The organism is Bradyrhizobium sp. 170 (assembly GCF_023101085.1).
In the GTDB taxonomy this organism is placed as follows: domain Bacteria; phylum Pseudomonadota; class Alphaproteobacteria; order Rhizobiales; family Xanthobacteraceae; genus Bradyrhizobium.
Genome location: NZ_CP064703.1, coordinates 4802379 through 4823477 on the forward strand (window position 1 = coordinate 4802379; position 21099 = coordinate 4823477).

A 21099-nucleotide genomic window follows, 5' to 3' on the forward strand; every position below is an offset into this window, starting at 1 on the left:
GCATTGTTGCGCGCCGCCATTTGTGATTGATGCAGGCTGGCGCGATCGCAAGGCCCAGAGGTTGGATGGGGTTGGAACAGAACATACGAATTGGTCCGCGGCATTCCAGGCTAGCTGACATCGGCTTCCGCTTCGCGCGCTGGCTGGCGGCCACAACGATGGGGGCCGCGGGATTTCACCAGCTCGGCTCGAAATTCGCCGATGCGCGGATCGCGCACGTGCGCGACAAGCTCGGGCGGGGCGAAACGGTCTATCTCGCCGGCCTCGGCGCACCCGGCACGCATAATTCAGGTCTGGCGCTGGTCGAGGTGACGCAGGCGCACGGGCCACGGCTGATCGTCAACAACGAGGAAGAACGCTTTTCGGGCAACAAGCACACGACCGAATATCCAAAACTGTCGATCGATGCGGCGGTGGCGACGCTGCGCGAGATGGGCCGCGATATCGGCGACATCGATGCCTGGCTCACCAGCTGGGATTATCCGACGCTGGCCGGCACGATGGCGCGCTCGGTGCTCGAGGAACTGCCGCAGAGTTTCAAGCTCGTGCGCACCACCGAGGCCGCCGGCTTCGACGGCCGCCGCCTCGACCAGATGACGCGGACGCCAAAGATCCTCGCCCGCCAACTCGGGCTTGCCGAGCGCGTTCCGCTGATCTGCCTGCCGCATCACGACAACCACGCCTGGTTTTCCTACGCCGCCTCGCCATTCGCCGACGACGGCAAACCGACGGCGATTGCGGTGCTCGACGGCACCGGCGATCAGGGCTCGATCTCGCTTTACGTCGTCGAACATGGCGCGATGCGCCGGCTCTACTGCAACGACAGCATGTTCGATTCACTCGGCGCGTTCTACAGCGTGATCTCGTCGACGCAGGGTGGCTGGACTTGGCTTTCCAGCGAGGGCCGCTACATGGGCGCCGCCGCGTGGGGCGACATGGACCGCGCCAGCAATCCCTATTATGCGCGGCTCAAGGGCGTTCTGCACTTCGGCAGCGGTGGCGAAGTCCGGCTCAACCGCGCGATGGCCAACTGGTACTGCGACCCCTTCGATCATCCCTACAAGCAGGCGCTGACGGAAATACTCGGCGAACCGCTCAGGCTGGACCAGCTCTGGAATCCGGATGCGGTGCTGCGTGTCGAGGACATCCATCATCGCCCCGATACCAAGGACCGCCTCGACAAGGCCGCCGCCACCCAACTGGTGTTCGAGGACGCGATGATCCACGTCGTCGATCATCTGTTGCGCGTGTCAGGCGCGAACCGGCTGGTGCTGACCGGCGGCGTGGCGCTGAACGCGGTCGGCAATATGCGGCTGCTCGAACATTTCGACGAGGCCTGGTTCGCCAAAGCCCAGCAGCGCCACACGCGCCTGAATCTGTGGGTGCCGCCGGTCCCCGGCGATCCCGGCGTCACCATCGGCGCCGCCTGGCTGTTCGCGCATCTGGCGGGTGCCCCGCGCGGCGCACCGATGACGCACGCTTTCTATTGCGGCACGCCACCGACGCGGCAAGACATTGCTGGCGCGCTCGAGGCCGATGACATCGCCTCGCAACGCATCGGTGACATCTCGACGGCTGAAGGCCGCGACGCCATCGCCGATCTAGTGGCCTTCATGGTCGCGCAAAGCGGCGTCATCGCGCTCTATCAGGGCGCAGCCGAAACCGGTCCCCGCGCGCTTGGCCATCGTTCGATCCTCGCCAACCCCTGCGACCCCGCGGCGCGCGAACGGCTGAACGAGCGCGTCAAATACCGCGAGGCCATTCGCCCGCTGGCGCCGATGGCGACGCTGGAAGCCGCGCGAGAATATTTCGAACTGCTGCCTGGTGCCTCGGATGCCGGTTACAACGCATACAATTTCATGGTGCTGACGGCGCATTCGAAGTCGCATGCCCGCGAAAAAATACCGGCCGTCATTCACGCCGATGGCACCGGCCGCATCCAGATCGTGCGCGCCGAGGATGATCCCCTCACCTATGCCTATCTGAAGGCGCTCGGCCGCCATATCGGCGTCGAGCTGTCCGTCAACACCTCCTTCAATGTCGCAGGACCGATCGCGCAAACGCCGCAGCAGGCGATCGACACGCTACGCCGCTCAAAGGGGCTCGATGCCGTCATCATGGTAGCCGACAACGGCACCGTGCACGCCGCCTGGCACGGCGGCGAGCGCGACAGCGGAAGGTTCAGAAACTGGCTCGCCGACTGGAAGAAGACATCGGCTTCCAGCCAGCGCACGCGATAATTCGCTGCTTCCCTGAGATCGGGTGATCCGCCGGTTCAGAGATCGACGCGTTCGCTCGCAACCGCCTTGCGTTCCGCCATGTTGAACCGGCCGCCATAGATCGGACGCTCACCGGTCGTCGGACCGGGATACTGGACGATGAATATCTCCCCGCCCGTTTCGGTGCGGAATTCGCCCTCAAAGTGCGGGTCGGGATGGAACAGCACCGTTCCCGGACCATGCAGCGTTCCGTCGATTGAAAACTCGCCTTTCAGGATATGCCAGACCTGCGCGAAGCCATGATAGTGCTCGGGGTGATAGGCGCCGGCCTCAAGCCGCAGAATTCCCGCGTTCGGTTCGGTCGGACGTTCCGGTCGCGGATGAAAAAGCATTTTGCCTGTCTCGCCCGGCCACCGGATTGTCTCCCAATCGACCTCCTCGAAATGGCGCGCCTCGTAAGGCTTGTGGTCCTTTCGCGACGCTTCGCGCGCGGTCGTCAATTCCGCATTTGCGGCCGCCGTATCGGGAATCTCCTTGCTGACAGCACTCATTTTGCTCTCCCTTTTGCCGTGCTCTCTCGTTCGCTTTTCCTGCCCGCAATATTGCTCCACCACTCGACCGCGATGGCCGACTGATTTTCGATTGATGTCACCATGAGCAGGCGCGCAGTGCCGGACCCGCGCGCCCATGCCATATGCGGTACGTCCGAGCGCAAATGAATCGAATCCCCGCGCTCCAGCGCGATGGTTTCGTCGCCCACCTGAAATTCGACACTGCCTTCGAGGACAAAGCACATTTCTTCGCCGGGATGCGCGACCAGCGTCGGCCTGCGCGGTTTTGCCGACAATTCGAGCAGGAAAGTTTCCAGCCGCTGCTCGCCTATGCCTGAAGCGAGCTTGCGCCAGGCATAGTTTGCGTCAGCGTCCTTCGATGGAACGGCATCGATTGACCGAACCACGCGATACGCGCGCGTCCGGTCCTCGCCTTCGACGTCGGCAAACAATTCGGCCGGCGGCACCTGAAGGACGCCGGCAATTTCCAGCAGATTGCCGATCGAACACGCGATCAGTCCGCGCTCGATCCGCGAGAGAAATGTCACTGATAGCCCGACCATTCCGGCGAGTTCATCGAGCGTCAAACCGCGCGCCGAGCGGGCCCGGCGAATGACGGCTCCAATTGCGGCAAGGCGCGCCGCCTCGCGGGCGCGCCGGCCAGATTCTGCCGAAACCACGCGGCTCTCCCGTTTGCTTATAAGGCAAATCGTATTGCTATATAGGTAAATGTCAAGTTGGCTCGCATCGCCTGCGCGAGCGAACTAACGTTCGAGGAACTTCAGCACGCGGCCGTCGATCAACAGCAGCGCACTGCCGATCACCAGTGCGCCCGCGATTTCACGCTGCGAAATCTGCTCGCCGAGCACGAGCGAGCCGAGCAGGATGGCCGTAACAGGCACAAGCAGCGTCACCAGCATGACGTTGGTGGCGCCGGAGCGCCGCAGCACCTGGAAGAAAACGATATAGGCCAGCGCCGTCGACAACGCGGCGAGGCCGAGCACCGCGAGCCATGTCACCGTATCAGGCATTGGCAATTGCCAGGGACGCTCGAAGATGCCGGCGACGACAGCCATCATCAGGCTCGATGCCATCAATTGAAACGTGGCGGTAGCAAGCGGCGGCGAATCCGATAGCGCGCGCCGGGCTATCAGCGCGGAGATGCCGTAGCTCAGCGCCGCCGCGAGACACAGCAGGACGCCGAGCCCCTGCCCGCTGGCAAAGCCTACTCCGCTGCCGCGAAGGATCACGACGCCGACAAGGCCGACGATCACACCGGCCACACGCCTGATGACGAGCTTCTCCTCGCCCGCCGCCGCCATCACCGCCACCGTGAACAACGGCGTGGTGGCATTGAGGATCGAAGCCAACCCGCTCGGGATGTACACCTGTCCGGTGACGATCAGCGAGAACGGCAGCACATTGTTGAACAAGGCGATGAGGAAGAACGGCCTCCAGCCCATCCACCCCTTCGGAAACGGCAGTCGCTGCGCGCAAAGCACCGGCAGCAGGATCATGGCGGCCAGCAGCACGCGCAACAGCACGAGCGTGAACGGCGGCAACTCGCGTAGCACCACGCCATTGAAGAAGAACGATCCGCCCCACAGGATCGACAATGCGGCAAGCAACGTCCAGTCGCGCGCATCGATCCGGCCGTCGCTGACTGTCATTCGCAAGAACCTGGTGAAATCGCGCAACAAGCTAGGATCGGACGCGCGTCGCGGTCCACCCGATTTCCGAAGATTATTTCGGCTGCGACACGATCTCGATCATCTTGCCTTCGTCATCGTCGGGCGCGCTTGCCTTCGCCTTCTCATAGGCGGCAAGCGCGGCGCGGCTGACGGGCACGTCGGGCAGCAGCGTTTCGGCCAGCGCCACCGCGTAAACCGCATCCTTGTGGCGAAGCGCCGCTGTGAACGACGCACCGGAAAAGTCGCGCGCCACCATGCGCTTTGAATGCCGGATCACCTGCGGGCTCGCCACCGCACCGGTCGCCATCGCTTCCGCCACGAGATTCATATCGAGCCCGGCCTGCTCGGCCATTGCGATGCCTTCGGCGAGGCTAGCGATCTGCACCGCGCCCATCAGGTTGTTGATCAGCTTGAAGACCGTGCCGGTACCGACCGCGCCGAAATGCCTGATCAGGTCGCCGATCGGCGCGAGATAGGGCCTTGCCCGGTCGAGATCTGCCGTGTCAGCACCGACCAGCAAGGTCAGCTTTCCGGCAGCCGCCGCTTGCGGCAGGCCGGTGACGGGGCAGTCGATATAGATGAGGCCGCGGCCGCGCAGTTCGCGCGCCATGTCGAGCGCGTGCTGATGCGAGACGGTCGAGCATTCGATCGCGAGGCCGCCCGCCTTCATCGTTGCAGCCGCGCCATCCTTGCCGAGCCAGACCGCGTGGGATGCCCCGTCGTCGGCGACCATGGTCACAACGGCATCAGCGCCATCGGCAGCCTCCGCCGGAGATGCGGCCCAACGCGCGCCGCGCGCGATCAGGTCTTCCGCTTTCGCCTTGCTGCGATTCCACACCGCAACCGCAAAACCTGCATCGAGATAGCGGCCGGCCATGCCGTGGCCCATCCGCCCGAGCCCGATGAAGGCCACTTTGGTCATGGATTAATCCACATCCTCGACCGCGCCGGGCGTGGTGCCAAAGGCGCGCTGCGCCAGCGTCGCCGCCATGAACTCGTCGAGGTCGCCGTCGAGCACACCTGATGTATCCGAGGTCTGCACGCCGGTGCGCAGGTCCTTCACCATCTGGTAGGGCTGCAGGACGTAGGAGCGGATCTGGTGGCCCCAACCGATGTCGGTCTTGGCGGCCTGGTCGGCGGCGGCCTGCTCCTCGCGCCGCTTCAGTTCGATTTCGTAGAGCCGCGCGCGCAACATGTCCCAGGCCTGGGCGCGGTTCTTGTGCTGCGAGCGGCCGGCCTGGCAGACCACCGCGACGCCGGTCGGAATATGCGTCAGGCGTACTGCGGATTCAGTCTTGTTGACGTGCTGGCCGCCGGCGCCGCCCGAGCGCATGGTGTCGGTGCGCACGTCGGACTCGGCGATATCGATCTTGATGCTGTTATCGACCACCGGAAAAATCGCCACCGACGAGAACGAGGTGTGCCGCCGCGCGTTGGAATCGAACGGCGATATCCGCACCAGGCGGTGCACGCCGGCTTCCGTCTTCAGCCAGCCATAGGCGTTGTGCCCGCTGATCTGGATGGTAGCGGATTTGATGCCGGCTTCTTCGCCGGGAGTCTCTTCGAGATACTCGATCTTGAAGCCGTGCTCCTCGGCCCAGCGCGTATACATGCGCAGCAGCATCGCCGCCCAGTCCTGGCTTTCGGTGCCGCCGGCGCCGGCATGCACCTCGAGATAGGAATCGAACTTGTCAGCCTCGCCCGAGAGCAGCGCTTCCAGCTCGCGGCGGGCGACTTCCTTCTTCAGGGCTTTTAGCGCGTTCTCCGCCTCGACCACGACGCCTTCATCGTTCTCGGCCTCGCCAAGCGCGATCATCTCGACATTGTCGTCGAGCTCACGCTCGACCTTGCCGATGCCCTCGAGCGCATCCACCAGCGAGGTGCGCTCCTGCATCAGCTTCTGGGCCTTCTGGGGATCGTTCCAGAGATTGGGATCTTCGGCGAGCTTGTTCAGCTCGGCGAGGCGAGCTGTTGATGTCTCGACGTCAAAGATGCCTCCTCAGCAGCCCGACTGACTGCTTGATCTCTTCTACGAGGCGTTCGACTTCGGCGCGCATGGTCTCTTCTGTCTGCGGTCGGACCGCTATTGGATGGTGTGCGTGGGATGTAGCGGCCTGCGCCCCAAAGCGCAATCCGCAAACGTCCGCTAGTAAAGCCGGCCGGTTCCTGGACGCATGATATTGCCGGCGTCAGGCGACATTCCCTGCACGTTTCCGGCCTCGGGTGGGATTCCCGGCGGCATCGGCACGCGTCCCTCGCCCTCGGCGACGCTGACGGGGACGTAATTCTCCGGCGGCGCGGTGCCGGGCTTGAAGGCTTCGAGGACGGTGCGGCCGCCCTCGCCTTGACCAGGGCGCATGCCGCTCTTGGCATCGATGCGAACCAGCCGGATGCCGGGGGGAACCTTGAACGGGGTCGGCGGCTTGTCGGCAAGCGCGAGCTTCATGAAATCCTTCGCGATCGGGGCGGCGATACGGCTGGCCTGCGCGGCCCGGCCCAGAGTGCGCGGCTTGTCGTAGCCAAGATAGAGGCCGACAACGAGATCGGGCGAAAAGCCGACGAACCAGACGTCTTTTCCGTCGCTGGTGGTGCCGGTCTTGCCGGCGATCGGCTTGCCGACCTCGCGCAGGATCGTCGCCGTTCCTCCCTGCACCACCCCCTCGAGCATCGAGGTGATCTGGTAGGCGGTCAAGGAATCGAGCACCTGCTCCCGGCGGTCGACAAGCTGGGGCTCGGGCTGATTCTTCCAGCCGCCCGGCGCGTCGCAGCCGCGGCACTCGCGCTGGTCATGCTTGAAGATCGTGCGTCCGTAGCGGTCCTGGATACGGTCGATCAGCGTCGGCTTCACCCGCCGGCCGCCGTTGGCGAACATCGAATAGGCCGTCACCATCCGCATGACCGTGGTCTCGCCGGCGCCCAGCGAATAGGAAAGATAATTCGGCAACTCTTCGTACACACCAAAGCGTTTGGCGTATTCGCCGATCAAGGGCATGCCGACATCCTGCGCCAGCCGCACCGTGACGGTGTTGAGCGACAATTTCAGGGCTTCGCGCAGCGTGATCGGACCGCGGTAACTGCCCACCGAAAAATTGTCCGGCCGCCAGACGCCGTTGCCCTGCCCCTGGTCGATCTCGATCGGCCCGTCGATCATGATGGAGGCCGGGGTATAGCCGTTGTCCATCGCCGCCGAATAGACCAGCGGCTTGAACGTCGATCCCGGCTGCCGATAGGCCTGCGTTGCGCGGTTGAACTGGCTCTGGTCGAACGAGAAGCCGCCGACCATCGCGACCACGCGGCCGGTCAATGGATCCATCGCAACCATGGCGCCGGACACTTCAGGTATCTGCCGCAGCCGATACTGGCCCTCGACCGGCTTGCCCTCCTTGTCGAACAGCGGATCGGCGTAGATTACATCGCCGGGCGACAGAATCTGCGAGACCGAAGTCGTCGTCGGTTTGCCGCGCGCCGCAGCGGCGACCGGCTTCGCCCATCGGACACCATCCAGCGTGATGAGACCGGTTTGCCGTTCCTTGGAAATGGCGCCGCCGAGTTCGCGGCCGGGCTGGAAACCGATCCGGGCCGACTGGTCGGATGTCTCCAGCACCACGGCCATCCGCCAGGGCGAGATGTCGCTCAGCGATTTGATGTCGGCGAGTTTCACGCCCCAGTCGCCTGATATGTCGAGCTTGCTCATGGCGCCGCGCCAGCCCTGGGCCTCGTCAAAATTCACCAGGCCGGCGGCCACGGTCTTGCGCGCCATCACCTGGAGCTTCGGATCGAGCGTGGTGCGGACCGACAGGCCGCCTTCATAGAGTTTCTTTTCGCCGTAGCGCTCGAAGATGTCGCGCCGGACTTCCTCGGCAAAATACTCGCCGGCAAAGGTATGCGCGGCGTTGGACCGGCTGGTCACGGCCAGCGGTTCCTTGCGGGCCTTGTCGGCATCAGCCTGCTTGATCCAGCCGTTTTCCAGCAGACGGTCGATCACGTAATTACGCCGCTCGATCGACCGATCGCGGTTGCGCACCGGATGCAACGTGCCCGGTGCTTTCGGAAGCGCAGCAAGATAGGCGGCTTCCGCCACCGTGAGGTCGTTCACCGATTTGTCGAAATAGACCAACGATGCGGCGGCGATGCCGTAGGCGCCGAGGCCGAGATAGATTTCATTGAGATAGAGTTCGAGGATGCGGTCCTTGGAATAGGCGCGCTCGATGCGCATCGCCAGCAAGGCTTCCTTGATCTTGCGGGTGAAGGAAACCTCGTTGGTCAAAAGGAAGTTCTTCGCGACCTGCTGGGTGATCGTGGAAGCGCCCTGCGGACGCTTGTTGGAGCCAAAGTTCTGCGCATACGCCACGGCCGCGCGCGCCATGCCGGTGAAGTCGATGCCGCCGTGCTCGTAGAAGTTCTTGTCCTCGGCCGCGAGGAACGCGTTGGTGACGAGTTTTGGCATCGCCTGGATCGGCAAATAGAGGCGCCGCTCCTTGGAATACTCGCCGAGCAGCGCACCGTCGGACGCATGGACGCGCGTCATCACCGGCGGCTCGTAATCCTGAAGCTGCGAATAGTCCGGCAAGTCCCTGGAGAAATGCCAGATACCGCCCGCGACGCCGGCCACGCCGACCAGGAACACGACAGTCCCAGCGGTAAACAGGAAACCCAAAAACCGGACCAGAAAGCGCATTATCGAAGTTCCATTCCAACCCTAGCACCGTAACAGCCTGCGCTTGTCCTCGTGTCCATCGGACATTTCCTCTCCCGCGACACGGATCATTCAGATCCGCCGGGTCCAAACATTTTTATAACGCGATGTCGGAAGATGCGCCCTGAGGTTGTGAACACTTCGTGCGGATCAGTAAAGCCCGCCGGTTCCCGGACGCATGATATTGCCGGAGTCGGGCTGATACCCCTGCTGATACCCTTGCGGGTATCCCTGCGGCATCCGGCCGTCCGCGTCGGCGACGCCGATGACCGAGTAGTTATCCGGTGGCGCGGTGCCCGGCTTGAAGGCTTCCAGAAGGCCGCCACTGCCCGGGCCGGCGCGCATGCCGCTCTTGGGGTCGACACGGACCAGCTTGATGCCGGCAGGCACCTTGAAGGGAATCGCGGGCTTGTCGGCGAGCGCGAGCTTCAGGAAGTCCTTGGCGATCGGCGCGGCCAGATGACCGCCGGTCATACCGCGGCCGAGATTGCGCGGCTTGTCGAAGCCGACATAGATGCCGACCACGAGGTCCGGCGAGAAACCGATGAACCAGGCGTCCTTTTCATCGTTGGTGGTGCCGGTCTTGCCGGCGATCGGCTTGCCGACTTCCTTGACGACGGTGGCGGTGCCGGCCTGCACCACATATTCCATCATCGAGGTGATCTGGTAGGCCGTCATCGGATCGAGCACCTGCTCGCGGCGGTCCACGAGCTGCGGCTCGGCCTGATTCTTCCAGCCCCCGGGCGCGTCGCAACCGCGGCATTCGCGGGCGTCATGCTTGAAGATGGTGTGGCCGTAGCGGTCCTGAATACGATCGATCAGCGTCGGCTTCACGCGGCGGCCGCCATTGGCGAACATCGAATAGGCCGTCACCATCCGCATGACCGTGGTTTCGCCGGCGCCGAGTGCATACGACAGATAGTTCGGCAGTTCGTCGTAGACGCCGAAACGCTTGGAATACTCGCCGATCATGGGCATGCCGATGTCCTGGGCCAGTCGCACCGTCACCGTATTCAGCGAATTCCGCAGCGCGTTGCGCAGCGTGACGGGTCCCTGGTATTTTCCCGACGAATAGTTTTCCGGGCGCCAGACACCGACGCCCTGTCCCTGATCGATTTCAATGGGCGCGTCGACGACGACCGTCGACGGGGTGTAGCCGTTGTCCATCGCCGCCGAATACACCAGCGGCTTGAACGACGAACCCGGCTGCCGATAGGCCTGGGTCGCGCGGTTGAACTGGCTCTGGTCGAACGAGAAGCCGCCGACCATCGCAAGCACGCGGCCGGTCCACGGATCCATCGCAACCATCGCGCCCGAAACTTCCGGCAATTGGCGCAGCCGATACTGACCTTCGACCGGCTTGCCCTCCTTGTCGAACAGCGGGTCGGCATAGACCACGTCGCCGGCCGACAGAACTTGCGCCACCGAGGTCGGTGTCCTGCCCTTTGCGGCTCCCGACGCGGCCTTCGCCCATCGCACGCCGTCGAGCGTAATGATGCCGGTCTGCCTGACCTTGCTGACGGCGCCGCCGAGTTCGCGGCCGGGCTGGAAGCCGATGCGAGCCGACTGGTCGCTGGTCTCGAGTACCACGGCCATCCGCCACGGCGAGATGTCGCTGAGCGATTTGACGTCGGCGAGCTTGACGCCCCAGTCGCCGGAAACGTCGAGCTTCGACGGTGCGCCGCGCCAGCCGCTCGCCTCGTCATATTTGACCAGACCGGCGACCATGGCCTTGCGCGCCATGACCTGCATCTTCGGGTCGAGCGTGGCACGGACCGACAATCCACCTTCGTACAGCTTCTTTTCGCCGTAACGCTCGAAAATGTCGCGCCGGACTTCCTCGGCGAAATATTCGCCGGCGAAGATATGCGCGCCGTTGCCGCGGCTGGTGACGTTGAGCGCTTCCTTGCGGGCCTTGTCGGCGTCGGCCTGCTTGACCCAGCCGTTTTCGACCAAGCGATCGACCACGTAATTGCGCCGCTCCACCGCGCGATCGCGGTTGCGAACCGGATGCAGCGCCGCAGGCGCCTTGGGCAGCGCTGCGAGATACGAGGCTTCCGCGATCGTGAGTTCGTTCACCGACTTGTCGAAATAGACCAGCGACGCCGCGGCGATGCCGTAGGCGCCGAGGCCGAGATAGATTTCATTGAGATAGAGTTCGAGGATGCGATCCTTCGAATAGGCGCGCTCGATGCGCATCGCCAGCAGGGCTTCCTTGATCTTGCGCGTGAAGGAAACCTCGTTGGTCAAAAGGAAGTTCTTGGCGACCTGCTGGGTGATCGTCGAGGCGCCCTGCGGACGCTTGTTGGAGCCAAAGTTCTGCGCATACACCACGGCCGCGCGCGCCATGCCGGTGAAGTCGATGCCGCCATGCTCGTAGAAGTTCTTGTCCTCGGCCGCGAGGAAGGCGTTGATGACGAGTTTTGGCACCGCCTGGATCGGCAGATAGAGGCGGCGCTCCTTGGAATACTCGCCGAGCAGCGCACCGTCGGACGCATGCACGCGCGTCATCACCGGCGGCTCGTAATCCTGAAGCTGTGAGTAGTCGGGCAAGTCCTTGGAGAAATGCCAGATCGCGCCCGCGACGCCAGCCACGCCGACCAGGAACACGACGGTCCCGGCCGCGAACAGGAAACCCAAAAACCGGACCAGCAAGCGCATTATCGAAGTTTCCGTTCCAACCCTGTGCGCCGATATCTGCGGCGTCTATCCTACCACGGCAATCCCGTCGAACGAGTTGCCGCCACGCGGTCGAACAATAAAAGGTCCGGCGGACAAATTGACCGATTCCGAAGACCAGCAGTCGATTTTCTATACCGTTGCCGCTGTGGCCAAACTAGGGCTTGGGCCACCGGACGGCACGCTTTTCACCCTGCTCTTACGCCACGAGCACCGGACTTTTCACTTGCCCGGTCCGGCAGTTGCCAGCCGTTTGGCTAAAAACGCATCAATTGCCTGCGCCATCGATCCGACCGTCCGGTTCCGCCAGTTTTCCGACACCAGATGTTCGAGGTCGCCCTTGTTCGAGACATAGCCGAGTTCGACCAGGACCGAGGGCACGTCGGGAGCCTTGAGGACCCGGAAACCGGCCGATTTCAACGGATGCTTGTGCATCCGCACCGTGGTCTTCATTTCGCCCATCAGCACCCGCGCGAACCGGTTTGAGAAGGTTTTGGTCTCCCGCTGCACCAGATCGATCAGGATGTCGGCGACTTCCGTCGGCTCGTCGGCGAGACTGACCCCGCCGATCGCGTCCGACTTGTTTTCAGTGTCCGCCAGCCGTTCGGCTTCGGAGTCGGAGGCCTTATCCGACAGCGTATAGATGGTGGCGCCCTGGGCGTCGCCCTCGCCACGCCGCAAGGCGTCGGCATGGATCGAGACGAACAGCGCCGCCGACTCGCTGCGCGCGATCTTCACGCGGTCGCCGAGCGGAACGAAGGTGTCGTCCGTCCGGGTCATGACGACGCGATACTTGCCCGACTTCTCGAGCCGATCGCGCAGCGCCAGGCCAAAACCCAGCACCAGGTTCTTTTCCATGATGTCGCCGCCGCCGGCCTGGGTGCCGTTGTCGACGCCGCCATGACCGGGATCAATCACGACCACCGGCCTCTTGTCCGGCGGCGACGGAGGCGCGGCTGGCGCGTCCGCCCGCGCAACGGCGGCGTTGGCCTCGGCGATCCCGGGCCGCAGTTCGGGGCGGCTTTCGGGCGAAAGCGACTGGACAAAGGCGGTGCGGTCCACCTCTTCGAATTCGAGCACCAGCCGCGGCGGCTGGCCGTTGGCCGCCTCCAGCACATAGGATTTGGCGATCTTGGCCGGTCCGGTCAGGTCGAACACGATCCGCGATCCGCCCGGCATGATGAGACCGTAGCGGTACGCCTTGACCAGTCCCCGCCCCGTGACACCGACCCCGGCCGGAAGCTGAAAATTGACTTGGGGAAGATCGACGACCACGCGATAGGGGTCCGCCAGGGCAAAAGCCCGAAACTGGACCGGCTTGTCGAGGTCGAGAATGAAACGGGTCTGTTTGGCATCGCCGGCCAGGCGCGCGTCAGACGCGATCGGGAAATTCGATGCCGCCGCCGGGCTTGGAATGGCGGCTTGAGGAGCCGGTCCTTGATATACCTGCGCTTGGGCCGCACTGGGGCCGACCATTACGGCGCACAGCAATGCTGCGGCGCACAAAACGCCGCATCCAAGCAAAACAAGGTGATTTGCGCGGCTCGCCAACGATTCGGTGCCTCCGGAGGAGCCTTCCCTTACCGCATTAGAACGACAGGGTTAATCAGACCTTAAGGTCAAATCTGTGAAAAGGAGCGAGTGTTGCCGCGCTGCGACGCTCGGCGGCTGGTTCCCTTTTGTGCCTTCCTTGCGCTTCCCTTGCACGCAGCCCCCAATCCACGTATGTACGAGGTGCTGACGGCTAATACTCCCGGTTGTGTCGCGTTCAGCCTCCCGGTGCAGCGCTGGAGCCTTCCAAGTCGAAGGAACCTGCGTCTTTCCCGATCCCTCCACAGCCAGCGCCGCGCGCGGCTGACACGGAGTGACGGTTTCGAGCCCGAGCGGCGTCCGGTCCCAGGTACCTTTTCCAGGGACGGTTTGAGACACGGCAAAACTGATTATCCGGACCCAGAACGGTCCGATATGCGATGGCCGGCGGGCGTTTAGGCGCCGAACCGGGCCTTCAGCGATAGATGCGGCGGTATCCTTTCCGCCAACATGTTTAGACGGGCCGACGCTTGATGCGCCAGACTGTGTTGCCGACCAGGATCCAGGGAACGATCGCGCCGACGCGAAGCGAAAGCTTCGCACGTCGCCTCGCTCTGGTGGCTCCCCGTTCGGCGCGGCGCCAAGAAGTGCGTTTTGGCCTTCCCCTCACCCCCGAATCAGGTGGACCGTCGCGTCACCGGGCCGCGCAATTTGCGCGCGCCATGCACCGCGCCCGCCGCCGTCAAGAGTTCCAAAATGCCCAACAAGATGTTGATCGACGCCACCCACCCGGAAGAGACCCGGGTCGTTGTGGTCCGCGGCAACCGCGTCGAAGAGTTTGATTTCGAGACCGCCCAGCGCAAGCAGCTCCGCGGCAATATCTATCTCGCCAAGGTCACGCGCGTAGAGCCGTCGCTGCAGGCGGCGTTCATCGAATATGGCGGCAACCGCCACGGCTTCCTGGCGTTCAGCGAAATCCATCCGGACTACTATCAGATCCCGGTTGCCGACCGTCAGGCGCTGATCGAGGCCGACGAGCGCGCCCATCGCGAGGCCGAGGAAGAGAGCGAGAACCGCTCCTCCAACCGTCACCGTGGCCGCTCACGCCACCGCAATGCGCGCCGCCGCGGCCATGGCGACCGCGTCCAGAGCGGCGTCGTCGAGAACGCCGGCCAGGACCCCTCACAGGCGGCCCAGCCCTATGAAGGCGAGGCGCATCAGCACGAAGGCGCGTATGCGGGCGAAGTGCATCCGCACGACGCAGAGCATCATGATGAGCATCATGAGGACACGGCGCATCACGACCATGATGCGCATGAGACGCATGGTCACGATCACGACCATTCGCACGATCACGATCCTCACCACGACCACGATCGTCACCACGATCACGATGCGCAAGGTCCTGACACTCGGACAGATGCCGCAAGCGAAGCACCGGTCGCGGAATTGGAATCCGGCGTGCCCGCCGTGGCGCCGGTCGAGGCGGCCGCCCCCGAGGCGACGACTGAACACGCCCACGACGAACACGCGCATGATGAGCATCATGACGAGGAACGGGCGCGCGAAAACGCGGCCCATGCCGACGACGCGCCGCATATCGAGCATGCCGGTGAGGGCTACGCCGTTGCTTCTCCCGACGAACTCGCCCCGGCTTCCGAACGCGACGACGGCCATGATGATGAAGACGACGGCGAGGATGTCGAAGAGGAAGTCGTCGAATCCGTCGGGGGCGACGATGTGCTCGAGGAAGTTCCGGAACGCCCGTTCCGCCCGCGCCGTCAGTACAAGATTCAGGAAGTCATCAAGCGCCGCCAGGTGATGCTGGTTCAGGTCGTCAAGGAAGAGCGCGGCAACAAGGGCGCGGCGCTCACCACCTACCTGTCGCTGGCCGGCCGCTATGCCGTCCTGATGCCCAACACCGCCCGCGGCGGCGGCATCAGCCGCAAGATCACCTCGGCCCAGGACCGTTCGCGGCTGAAGGAAGTGGTGCAGGACCTCGACGTGCCGGAAGGCATGGGAATCATCCTGCGGACCGCCGGCGCCTCGCGGACCAAGCCCGAGATCAAGCGCGACTTCGAATATCTGATCCGCATGTGGGAAACCGTGCGCGACATGACGCTGAAGTCGCAGGCCCCCACCCTCGTCTACGAGGAAGGCTCGCTGATCAAGCGCTCGCTGCGCGACCTCTACAACAAGGAAATCGACGAAATCCAGGTTGCCGGCGAAGCCGGTTACCAGGAAGCCCGCGACTTCATGAAGATGCTGATGCCCTCGAACGTGCGGGCGGTCAGGCAGTATCGCGACGGCCAGCCGCTGTTCTCGCGGATGGGTGTCGAGAGCCAGCTCGACGCGATGTTCTCGCCGACAGTGCAGCTGCGTTCCGGCGGCTACATCGTCATCAACCAGACCGAAGCGCTGGTCTCGATCGACGTCAACTCCGGCCGCTCGACCCGCGAACACCACATCGAGGACACCGCGCTCAAGACCAATCTCGAGGCAGCCGAGGAAGTCGCCCGGCAACTGCGCTTGCGCGATCTCGCGGGCCTGATCGTCATCGACTTCATCGACATGGACGAGAAGCGCAACAACCGCGCGGTCGAGCGCAAGCTCTCCGACTGCCTGCGGCAGGATCGCGCGCGCATCCAGGTCGGACGCATCTCGCATTTCGGCTTGTTGGAAATGTCGCGCCAGCGCATCCGCGCCAGCGTGCTGGAGAGCTCGACCGAGCCCTGCGCGGTATGCGGCGGCAGCGGTCATGTGCGCTCGGTCTCGTCGGTCGCGCTGCAATTGCTGCGCGGCATCGAGGAAATCCTGATGAAGGGCGCGACCCACAATCTGGTGGTGCGCACCCGCACCGACGTCGCGCTCTATGTGCTCAACCACAAGCGCGGCCATCTGCGCGATCTCGAAAACGCCTTCAAGGTGTCGCTCGCCGTGAGCGCCGATCCAACCGTCGCCGGCCAGCAGTCGTTCATCATCGACCGCGGCGAACAGGTGCACACGCTGGAAGCCGCCAAGGCGTTGCTGGCGGCTCAGGCTGCCGCCTTCCCGCCGCAGGTCGAGGAAGCCTATGACGACGATGAGGCGTTCGACCTCGAAACCGAATCCGAGGTCGAAACCGAGGAGACCGAGGGGCTGGCCGACGATGCCGCCGAAGCCGCGGCGGGCGAAGGCGAAGGAGACGGCCACCGCCGCAAGCGGCGCCGACGCCGGCGTGGCCGTGGCGAGCCGCGTGACGGCGCCGCCCCGCGCGAGGACGGTGACGCGATGCGCGTCGCGGGCGAGGCCGTCGAAGGCGCGACCGCCGAGGATGGCGAAGCCGACGAGGACGAAGGCGACGAACAGCCCGGCATGGCCCGCGGCGATCAGCCTGCCGGTGGCGAGCGGCGCCCGCGTCGTCGCGGCCGTCGCGGCGGACGCCGTCGGCGGGGTGCCGAGCTGGAAGACGGCCTTGCAGGATCGATCGCGGACGAACTCGGGCCGACACCAGCTCCCGAAGTGACCAGCGCAGTGGCCGATTTCGACGGCGGCGCGTCCGAGCCCGCGCCATCGCTGGTGCAGGCCGACATGCCGCCCGAACCGGTCTCGCAGCCGGCGGAGATGCAGCCTGCGGCCTATAGCCAGCCGGAGCCGGTTGCGAGCGCACCTGCGCCAAGCGCTGACGAAACCACGCAAGAGGCCGAGCGGGCCGCGGCGCGGCGGCGTTCGACCGTGCGCGAGAAAGTCAGCTTCGTGACCAGCGCGCCGGCCGAACCGGCGCCTGCCGTCAGCCACAGCGCGCCGGAGCCGATCGAGTCTCCCGCGCCTGCTCCCGCCGAACCGGCGCCGGCCGCATCGGACGAATCCGCGCCCCGCAAGGCGGGCTGGTGGTCGCGGCGCTTCGGCAGCGGCGAGTAACGATCAAACCAAAAAAGAAAATCCGCCCGGCCAAAACCGGGCGGTTTTTTATTTTCATCGAGCTGATCGCTATCCCGTCGTGATCGCGGTCTCCACGTCGGACGGATCAATCTGCTTGTTCAGATTGGCGTGCAGCTTGTCCTTGTCGAGTTCGCCTTCCCACCAGGACACCACGACGCAAGCGACGCCGTTGCCGCACAGATTGGTCAGCGCGCGGCACTCGCTCATGAACTTGTCGATGCCGAGAACGATGGCCATGCCCGGCACCAGCCGCGGATCGACCACGGCAAGCGTCGCCGCCAGCGTGATGAAGCCGGCACCGGTAATGCCAGACGCCCCCTTCGAGGTCAGCATCGCGACGAGGAGGATGGTCAGTTGCTGGCCGAAGGAGAGATCGAAGCCGAGCGCCTGCGCGATGAACAGGGTCGCCAGCGTCATGTAGATATTGGTGCCGTCAAGGTTGAACGAGTAGCCGGTCGGCACCACGAGGCCGACGACCGACTTGGAGCAACCGAGACGCTCGAGCTTTTCCATCAAGGACGGCAGCGCGCTTTCGGAGGATGAGGTGCCGAGCACGATCAGCAGTTCGTCCTTGATGTAGGCCAGGAACTTGAAGATCGAAAAGCCGACCATCCGCGCGATCAGGCCGAGCACCACGAACACGAACAGCGCGGCGGTGACGTAGAAAGTCGCGATCAGCCCGACCAGGTTCAGGATCGCGCCGGTTCCGAACTTGCCGATCGTGAACGCCATCGCGCCGAACGCGCCGATTGGCGCAGCTTTCATCACGATGGCGATGACACCGAACACAGCATGCGCCGCGTCGTCGATAAAGGCGCGCATCGTGTGGCCGCGCTCGCCGAGGCCCATCAGCGCGAAGCCGAACAGGATCGAAAACAGCAGCACCTGGAGAATTTCGCCCTGCGCGAAAGCGCCGACCACCGTATCGGGAATAATGTGCAGGAAGAAATCGACGCTCTTCTGTGCCTCTGCCTGCTTGGCGTAGCCGGCGACGGCTTGCGCATTCGCCATGCCGCCGCCGAAACCGTGACCGGGCTTGACCAGATTGCCGACCAGCAGACCGATCACCAGCGCAAAGGTAGAGACGACCTCGAAATAAACCAGCGCCTTGACGCCGATCCGGCCAACCTTCTTGGCATCTTGTATATGCGCAATTCCGGATACCACGGTGCAGAAGATGATCGGCGCGATGACCATCTTGATCAGCTTGATGAAGCCTTCGCCGAGCGCCTTGATCCAGTCGTTGGTCGCAAGCGCAGGCCACAGCCAGCCGAACAGCGCGCCGAGCACGATCGCAATCAAGACTTGGACGTAAAGAACGCGATACCAGGGCTTTGCCGCACTTGCGGGCGCTTCCGTCGCAATCGTTGCCGCCATAACGCTTACTCCCTCAGAGGCCGCGGACCGGTCGAACCTGCGCCAATCCGTCGCACACAGCCAAAATACTTTGAGCGAGCGAAGTCAATGGTATTGGCGCCGACCAACAAATCAGACGGTACCGCGGTCTGCGGAGAAAATTTATTCTTCGACCGGCGCAGCGCGGTGGAACAAAAAACGGGATAGCTGCGCGCGAGAGTGAACCCCATGAATCCAGAGGCGTGGCCGAACGTCCTGCTTGGTGCGCAGCTCAAGTCTGGAGCAAAACCGCTCGGCGTACGTTAGCCGCGCAGCCGATCTCCGCGAGGTCGCCCATGCTGTCGCGCGTATTGGTGACAATACCGATCGCCCTCCTCCTGCTTTCTCCTGCGGCGGCGCAAGAGCCGCGCGCGCTGCTCGACCTGCCGCAACTCGCTCCTTGCGGCGCGCCATCCCATCCGCGCCTGCCAGAGAAATGGCGCGGTACTTATCTGATGGCGCCCTTCACCAAGGCGCAACTCGTACTGGCCGAAATCGTCTCCGACGCCGTGCTTTCCGCGATGCGAGTGAGGCTTCATGGTGTCAGGCGCGGATCGCTCGATTTGTTTGTTGCCGGCAACCGGACGTATGTCCTCAAGTCGGAAGGCTCCACGATCAAGGAGTGCCGCGCGTTAGGCGATACCGGCTGGCGTCCGCTTCCGGCAGACTGGCTTGCGTCGCAGTCGCAATGCACGGGCTCAGCGCCAATCGGCGAGACGCCGGTTGAGTGGTGGAAAACAGCGATCGCTCCAGAGCCTGCAAGCTATTGGCTCTGGTTCAAGACATCAGATCAAACGCCGTTTCGCCTCGTCTTCCCGTTCGCAAGCGATCAGCTTCGACCATTCAGCGGATATGCGCTCAGCTATCAGGTTCGATTCAACACACCGGACGAGACAGGTCTCGCCGGGATCGATGCCGCCTGCAGACAGGCCAAGCCCACAGTGACCGGAAATCCGGTGCGTGCGCTGAATGCCCTGATCGATAAAATATCGCAATCGCGCCAACTCGCGCAGAGCGAGATCAACCGGGTGATGCCCGAACTCCAGACAGATTGTCCTGCGGTCCCTTTTGCCGAGTGGCCTGAGAGGCTCGCGATCACAGGCGTGATGACCCCTTTCGATTCGGATGAAAACCCGTACCCGGCCGAAGTGCTGTATGACTGGACCGTGCCGGCCCAACGCACCCGCACGTTCGGCGGGCCGGAAGCCGGGATCACGGCTCAGGATTCACTGCTTCTGGACCCGCGGGGTTACACGATCACGCATTATCGTGACCGGCCTCTGGTCTGCAGGCCGGTCTTGCCCGGCACCATCCGTCCCGGTTGGGCCGCCCGCGCTCCCTGCGAGTGCGCAGCGACGGTCAACGGCACGACCGCTCTGTCGCCCTACGGAACGGCGCGAATTCTGGTGTGTCCCCTCGCAAGTCCGCGCGTCGCGTGGGCTTGGTACGCTCTCTCCGGACGACCCACCGTGTTCATGGTGACTTCACTACGAGGTGATGAGGGAAAACGCCTCTTCGCGTTGCTTGACTATCACACGTGGCTGCCGGGCCATTCGTTCTCGCGCTCCGCATTTGGCAAGCCGTCGCAATGTGCAATTGCTTCGCATTCGCGGCCCACTCCATCGCCGTTGAGACGGTGCTCCACATGCCATCTCGGCCCCGCGTATTCACGTTGACCCGCAGGAACGCGAGCAGCATTTGCGCGTTCGCTTTTGGGGTGAGTATCACTGCAAATGGAGGAGCAGATGAGAAAGCTGACGTTGATCCTTGCTGCCGCCGGCTGTGTCGGCCTTGCGGCACCCGCGGTCGCCACCGAAAGGCCGCTCGCCGGGCAGAGCGGACCGCAGGTCACAAGCACGGACCTGAACGGGAAGAGCGCGATCAGTGAATTCTCGGCGCAGAAGAAGAAGGCGAAGAAAAAGTCGACGGCCGATCGCAGTTCGTGGGGCGGATAGGCTGATGCGTCGGCTCTCGCACTCTTGTTGAACTGGCCGATGCTTCACTGGCGGTAACTCGAAAAGCCGTGATGTGCCGCGCTGAGGTCAGGCGCAGGTCTTCCGGCTATGGTTGGTTTCTTGACGATGCAGCAACGTCCCATCAGCCTTTCCCTGGTGGGCGCTCCGCTAGTGCGCATCCGCGGCGCTTGCCGGACCCCATGGGTCCCGGCCCCTTGATGATCGCGGCCGTGATCTAACGCAAGGCGCTTAGCACGCTCCCGGCTATGTTCATGTCGACGTGTGGCCCGCTGTGCGGGGCACGCATCCTCGCGATCAAGACGAAAGCCAAACGGCCAAATCACGGCTGCGACGAAGCGTCACGAAGTCGTGCTGCTTGGGTTTAGCGTCCGCTTGGAACGTGCCATGCGGCCCCACGTTGTGCGCTTCAAGCATCGCATTGATGCCGAGGGTCGCGCCCCA

Annotated in this window: 13 protein-coding genes; 4 read left to right on the forward strand and 9 right to left on the reverse strand. The window is 63.9% G+C overall.

Features of this window, described 5'->3' with window-relative positions; all coding sequences use genetic code 11:
• Positions 1 to 65 precede the first annotated feature (65 nt).
• Positions 66 to 2240, forward strand: coding sequence for a carbamoyltransferase C-terminal domain-containing protein (locus IVB05_RS22340; protein WP_247778070.1), 2175 nt, complete (start codon positions 66 to 68; stop codon positions 2238 to 2240).
• A 35-nt stretch (positions 2241 to 2275) separates the two neighbouring features.
• Here IVB05_RS22340 and IVB05_RS22345 read toward each other — a convergent pair whose 3' ends face one another.
• The 8 genes from IVB05_RS22345 to IVB05_RS22380 form a co-directional block, all read right to left on the reverse strand.
• Positions 2276 to 2770 (reverse strand): hypothetical protein, encoded by a 495-nt coding sequence (locus IVB05_RS22345; protein ID WP_247778072.1) that lies wholly within the window; start codon positions 2768 to 2770, stop codon positions 2276 to 2278.
• The gene (locus tag IVB05_RS22350) at positions 2767 to 3450 is read right to left on the reverse strand and encodes an XRE family transcriptional regulator (protein ID WP_247778074.1); all 684 of its coding nucleotides are present in this window, start codon (positions 3448 to 3450) and stop codon (positions 2767 to 2769) included. Before IVB05_RS22350 ends, IVB05_RS22345 begins: the two co-directional genes overlap by 4 nt.
• A gap of 84 nt (positions 3451 to 3534) precedes the next feature.
• Positions 3535 to 4440: a DMT family transporter gene (locus tag IVB05_RS22355; protein ID WP_247778076.1), complete on the reverse strand. Its 906-nt coding sequence runs from the start codon at positions 4438 to 4440 to the stop codon at positions 3535 to 3537.
• Positions 4441 to 4513: 73 nt separating this feature from the next.
• Positions 4514 to 5383 (reverse strand): NAD(P)-dependent oxidoreductase, encoded by an 870-nt coding sequence (locus IVB05_RS22360; protein WP_247778078.1) that lies wholly within the window; start codon positions 5381 to 5383, stop codon positions 4514 to 4516.
• Between the two features lie 3 nt (positions 5384 to 5386).
• Positions 5387 to 6518 (reverse strand): peptide chain release factor 2 gene (prfB, locus tag IVB05_RS22365; RefSeq protein ID WP_247521166.1). Its coding sequence is split into 2 segments (ribosomal slippage): positions 5387 to 6448 and positions 6450 to 6518, totalling 1131 coding nucleotides; the frame shifts between segments, so codons are not numbered across the junction.
• Positions 6519 to 6607: 89 nt separating this feature from the next.
• A complete protein-coding gene (locus tag IVB05_RS22370) occupies positions 6608 to 9139 on the reverse strand; it encodes a penicillin-binding protein 1A (protein ID WP_247778080.1) in 2532 nt (843 codons plus the stop codon).
• A 168-nt stretch (positions 9140 to 9307) separates the two neighbouring features.
• Positions 9308 to 11818: a penicillin-binding protein 1A gene (locus IVB05_RS22375; protein ID WP_247778081.1), complete on the reverse strand. Its 2511-nt coding sequence runs from the start codon at positions 11816 to 11818 to the stop codon at positions 9308 to 9310.
• Positions 11819 to 12058: 240 nt separating this feature from the next.
• On the reverse strand, positions 12059 to 13387 hold the full coding sequence (locus IVB05_RS22380) for an N-acetylmuramoyl-L-alanine amidase (protein ID WP_247778082.1): 1329 nt from the start codon (positions 13385 to 13387) through the stop codon (positions 12059 to 12061).
• Between the two features lie 735 nt (positions 13388 to 14122).
• Here IVB05_RS22380 and IVB05_RS22385 point away from each other — a divergent pair.
• Positions 14123 to 17266 (forward strand): ribonuclease E/G, encoded by a 3144-nt coding sequence (locus tag IVB05_RS22385; RefSeq protein ID WP_247778083.1) that lies wholly within the window; start codon positions 14123 to 14125, stop codon positions 17264 to 17266.
• A gap of 69 nt (positions 17267 to 17335) precedes the next feature.
• On the opposite strand, the gene IVB05_RS22390 is transcribed toward IVB05_RS22385, so the two are convergent.
• On the reverse strand, positions 17336 to 18664 hold the full coding sequence (locus IVB05_RS22390; RefSeq protein ID WP_247778084.1) for a dicarboxylate/amino acid:cation symporter: 1329 nt from the start codon (positions 18662 to 18664) through the stop codon (positions 17336 to 17338).
• 314 nt (positions 18665 to 18978) lie between these two features.
• On the opposite strand from IVB05_RS22390, the gene IVB05_RS22395 reads away from it, so the two are divergent.
• Positions 18979 to 20358: a hypothetical protein gene (locus IVB05_RS22395; RefSeq protein ID WP_247778085.1), complete on the forward strand. Its 1380-nt coding sequence runs from the start codon at positions 18979 to 18981 to the stop codon at positions 20356 to 20358.
• A 69-nt stretch (positions 20359 to 20427) separates the two neighbouring features.
• Positions 20428 to 20637 carry a hypothetical protein gene (locus IVB05_RS22400; RefSeq protein WP_247778086.1) on the forward strand — a complete coding sequence of 70 codons (210 nt, stop codon included), beginning with the start codon at positions 20428 to 20430 and terminating at the stop codon, positions 20635 to 20637.
• Positions 20638 to 21099 lie beyond the last annotated feature (462 nt).

Excerpts from the sequence above, each read along its gene's own strand:
- IVB05_RS22395 (WP_247778085.1), top strand. The coding sequence starts at position 18,979 with ATGCTGTCGCGCGTATTGGTGACAATACCGATCGCCCTCCTCCTGCTT.
- IVB05_RS22340 (WP_247778070.1), top strand. The coding sequence starts at position 66 with ATGGGGTTGGAACAGAACATACGAATTGGTCCGCGGCATTCCAGGCTA.
- IVB05_RS22345 (WP_247778072.1), bottom strand. The coding sequence starts at position 2,770 with ATGAGTGCTGTCAGCAAGGAGATTCCCGATACGGCGGCCGCAAATGCG.
- IVB05_RS22360 (WP_247778078.1), bottom strand. The coding sequence starts at position 5,383 with ATGACCAAAGTGGCCTTCATCGGGCTCGGGCGGATGGGCCACGGCATG.
- IVB05_RS22375 (WP_247778081.1), bottom strand. The coding sequence starts at position 11,818 with ATGCGCTTGCTGGTCCGGTTTTTGGGTTTCCTGTTCGCGGCCGGGACC.
- IVB05_RS22385 (WP_247778083.1), top strand. The coding sequence starts at position 14,123 with ATGCCCAACAAGATGTTGATCGACGCCACCCACCCGGAAGAGACCCGG.
- IVB05_RS22390 (WP_247778084.1), bottom strand. The coding sequence starts at position 18,664 with ATGGCGGCAACGATTGCGACGGAAGCGCCCGCAAGTGCGGCAAAGCCC.
- IVB05_RS22370 (WP_247778080.1), bottom strand. The coding sequence starts at position 9,139 with ATGCGCTTTCTGGTCCGGTTTTTGGGTTTCCTGTTTACCGCTGGGACT.
- IVB05_RS22355 (WP_247778076.1), bottom strand. The coding sequence starts at position 4,440 with ATGACAGTCAGCGACGGCCGGATCGATGCGCGCGACTGGACGTTGCTT.
- IVB05_RS22400 (WP_247778086.1), top strand. The coding sequence starts at position 20,428 with ATGAGAAAGCTGACGTTGATCCTTGCTGCCGCCGGCTGTGTCGGCCTT.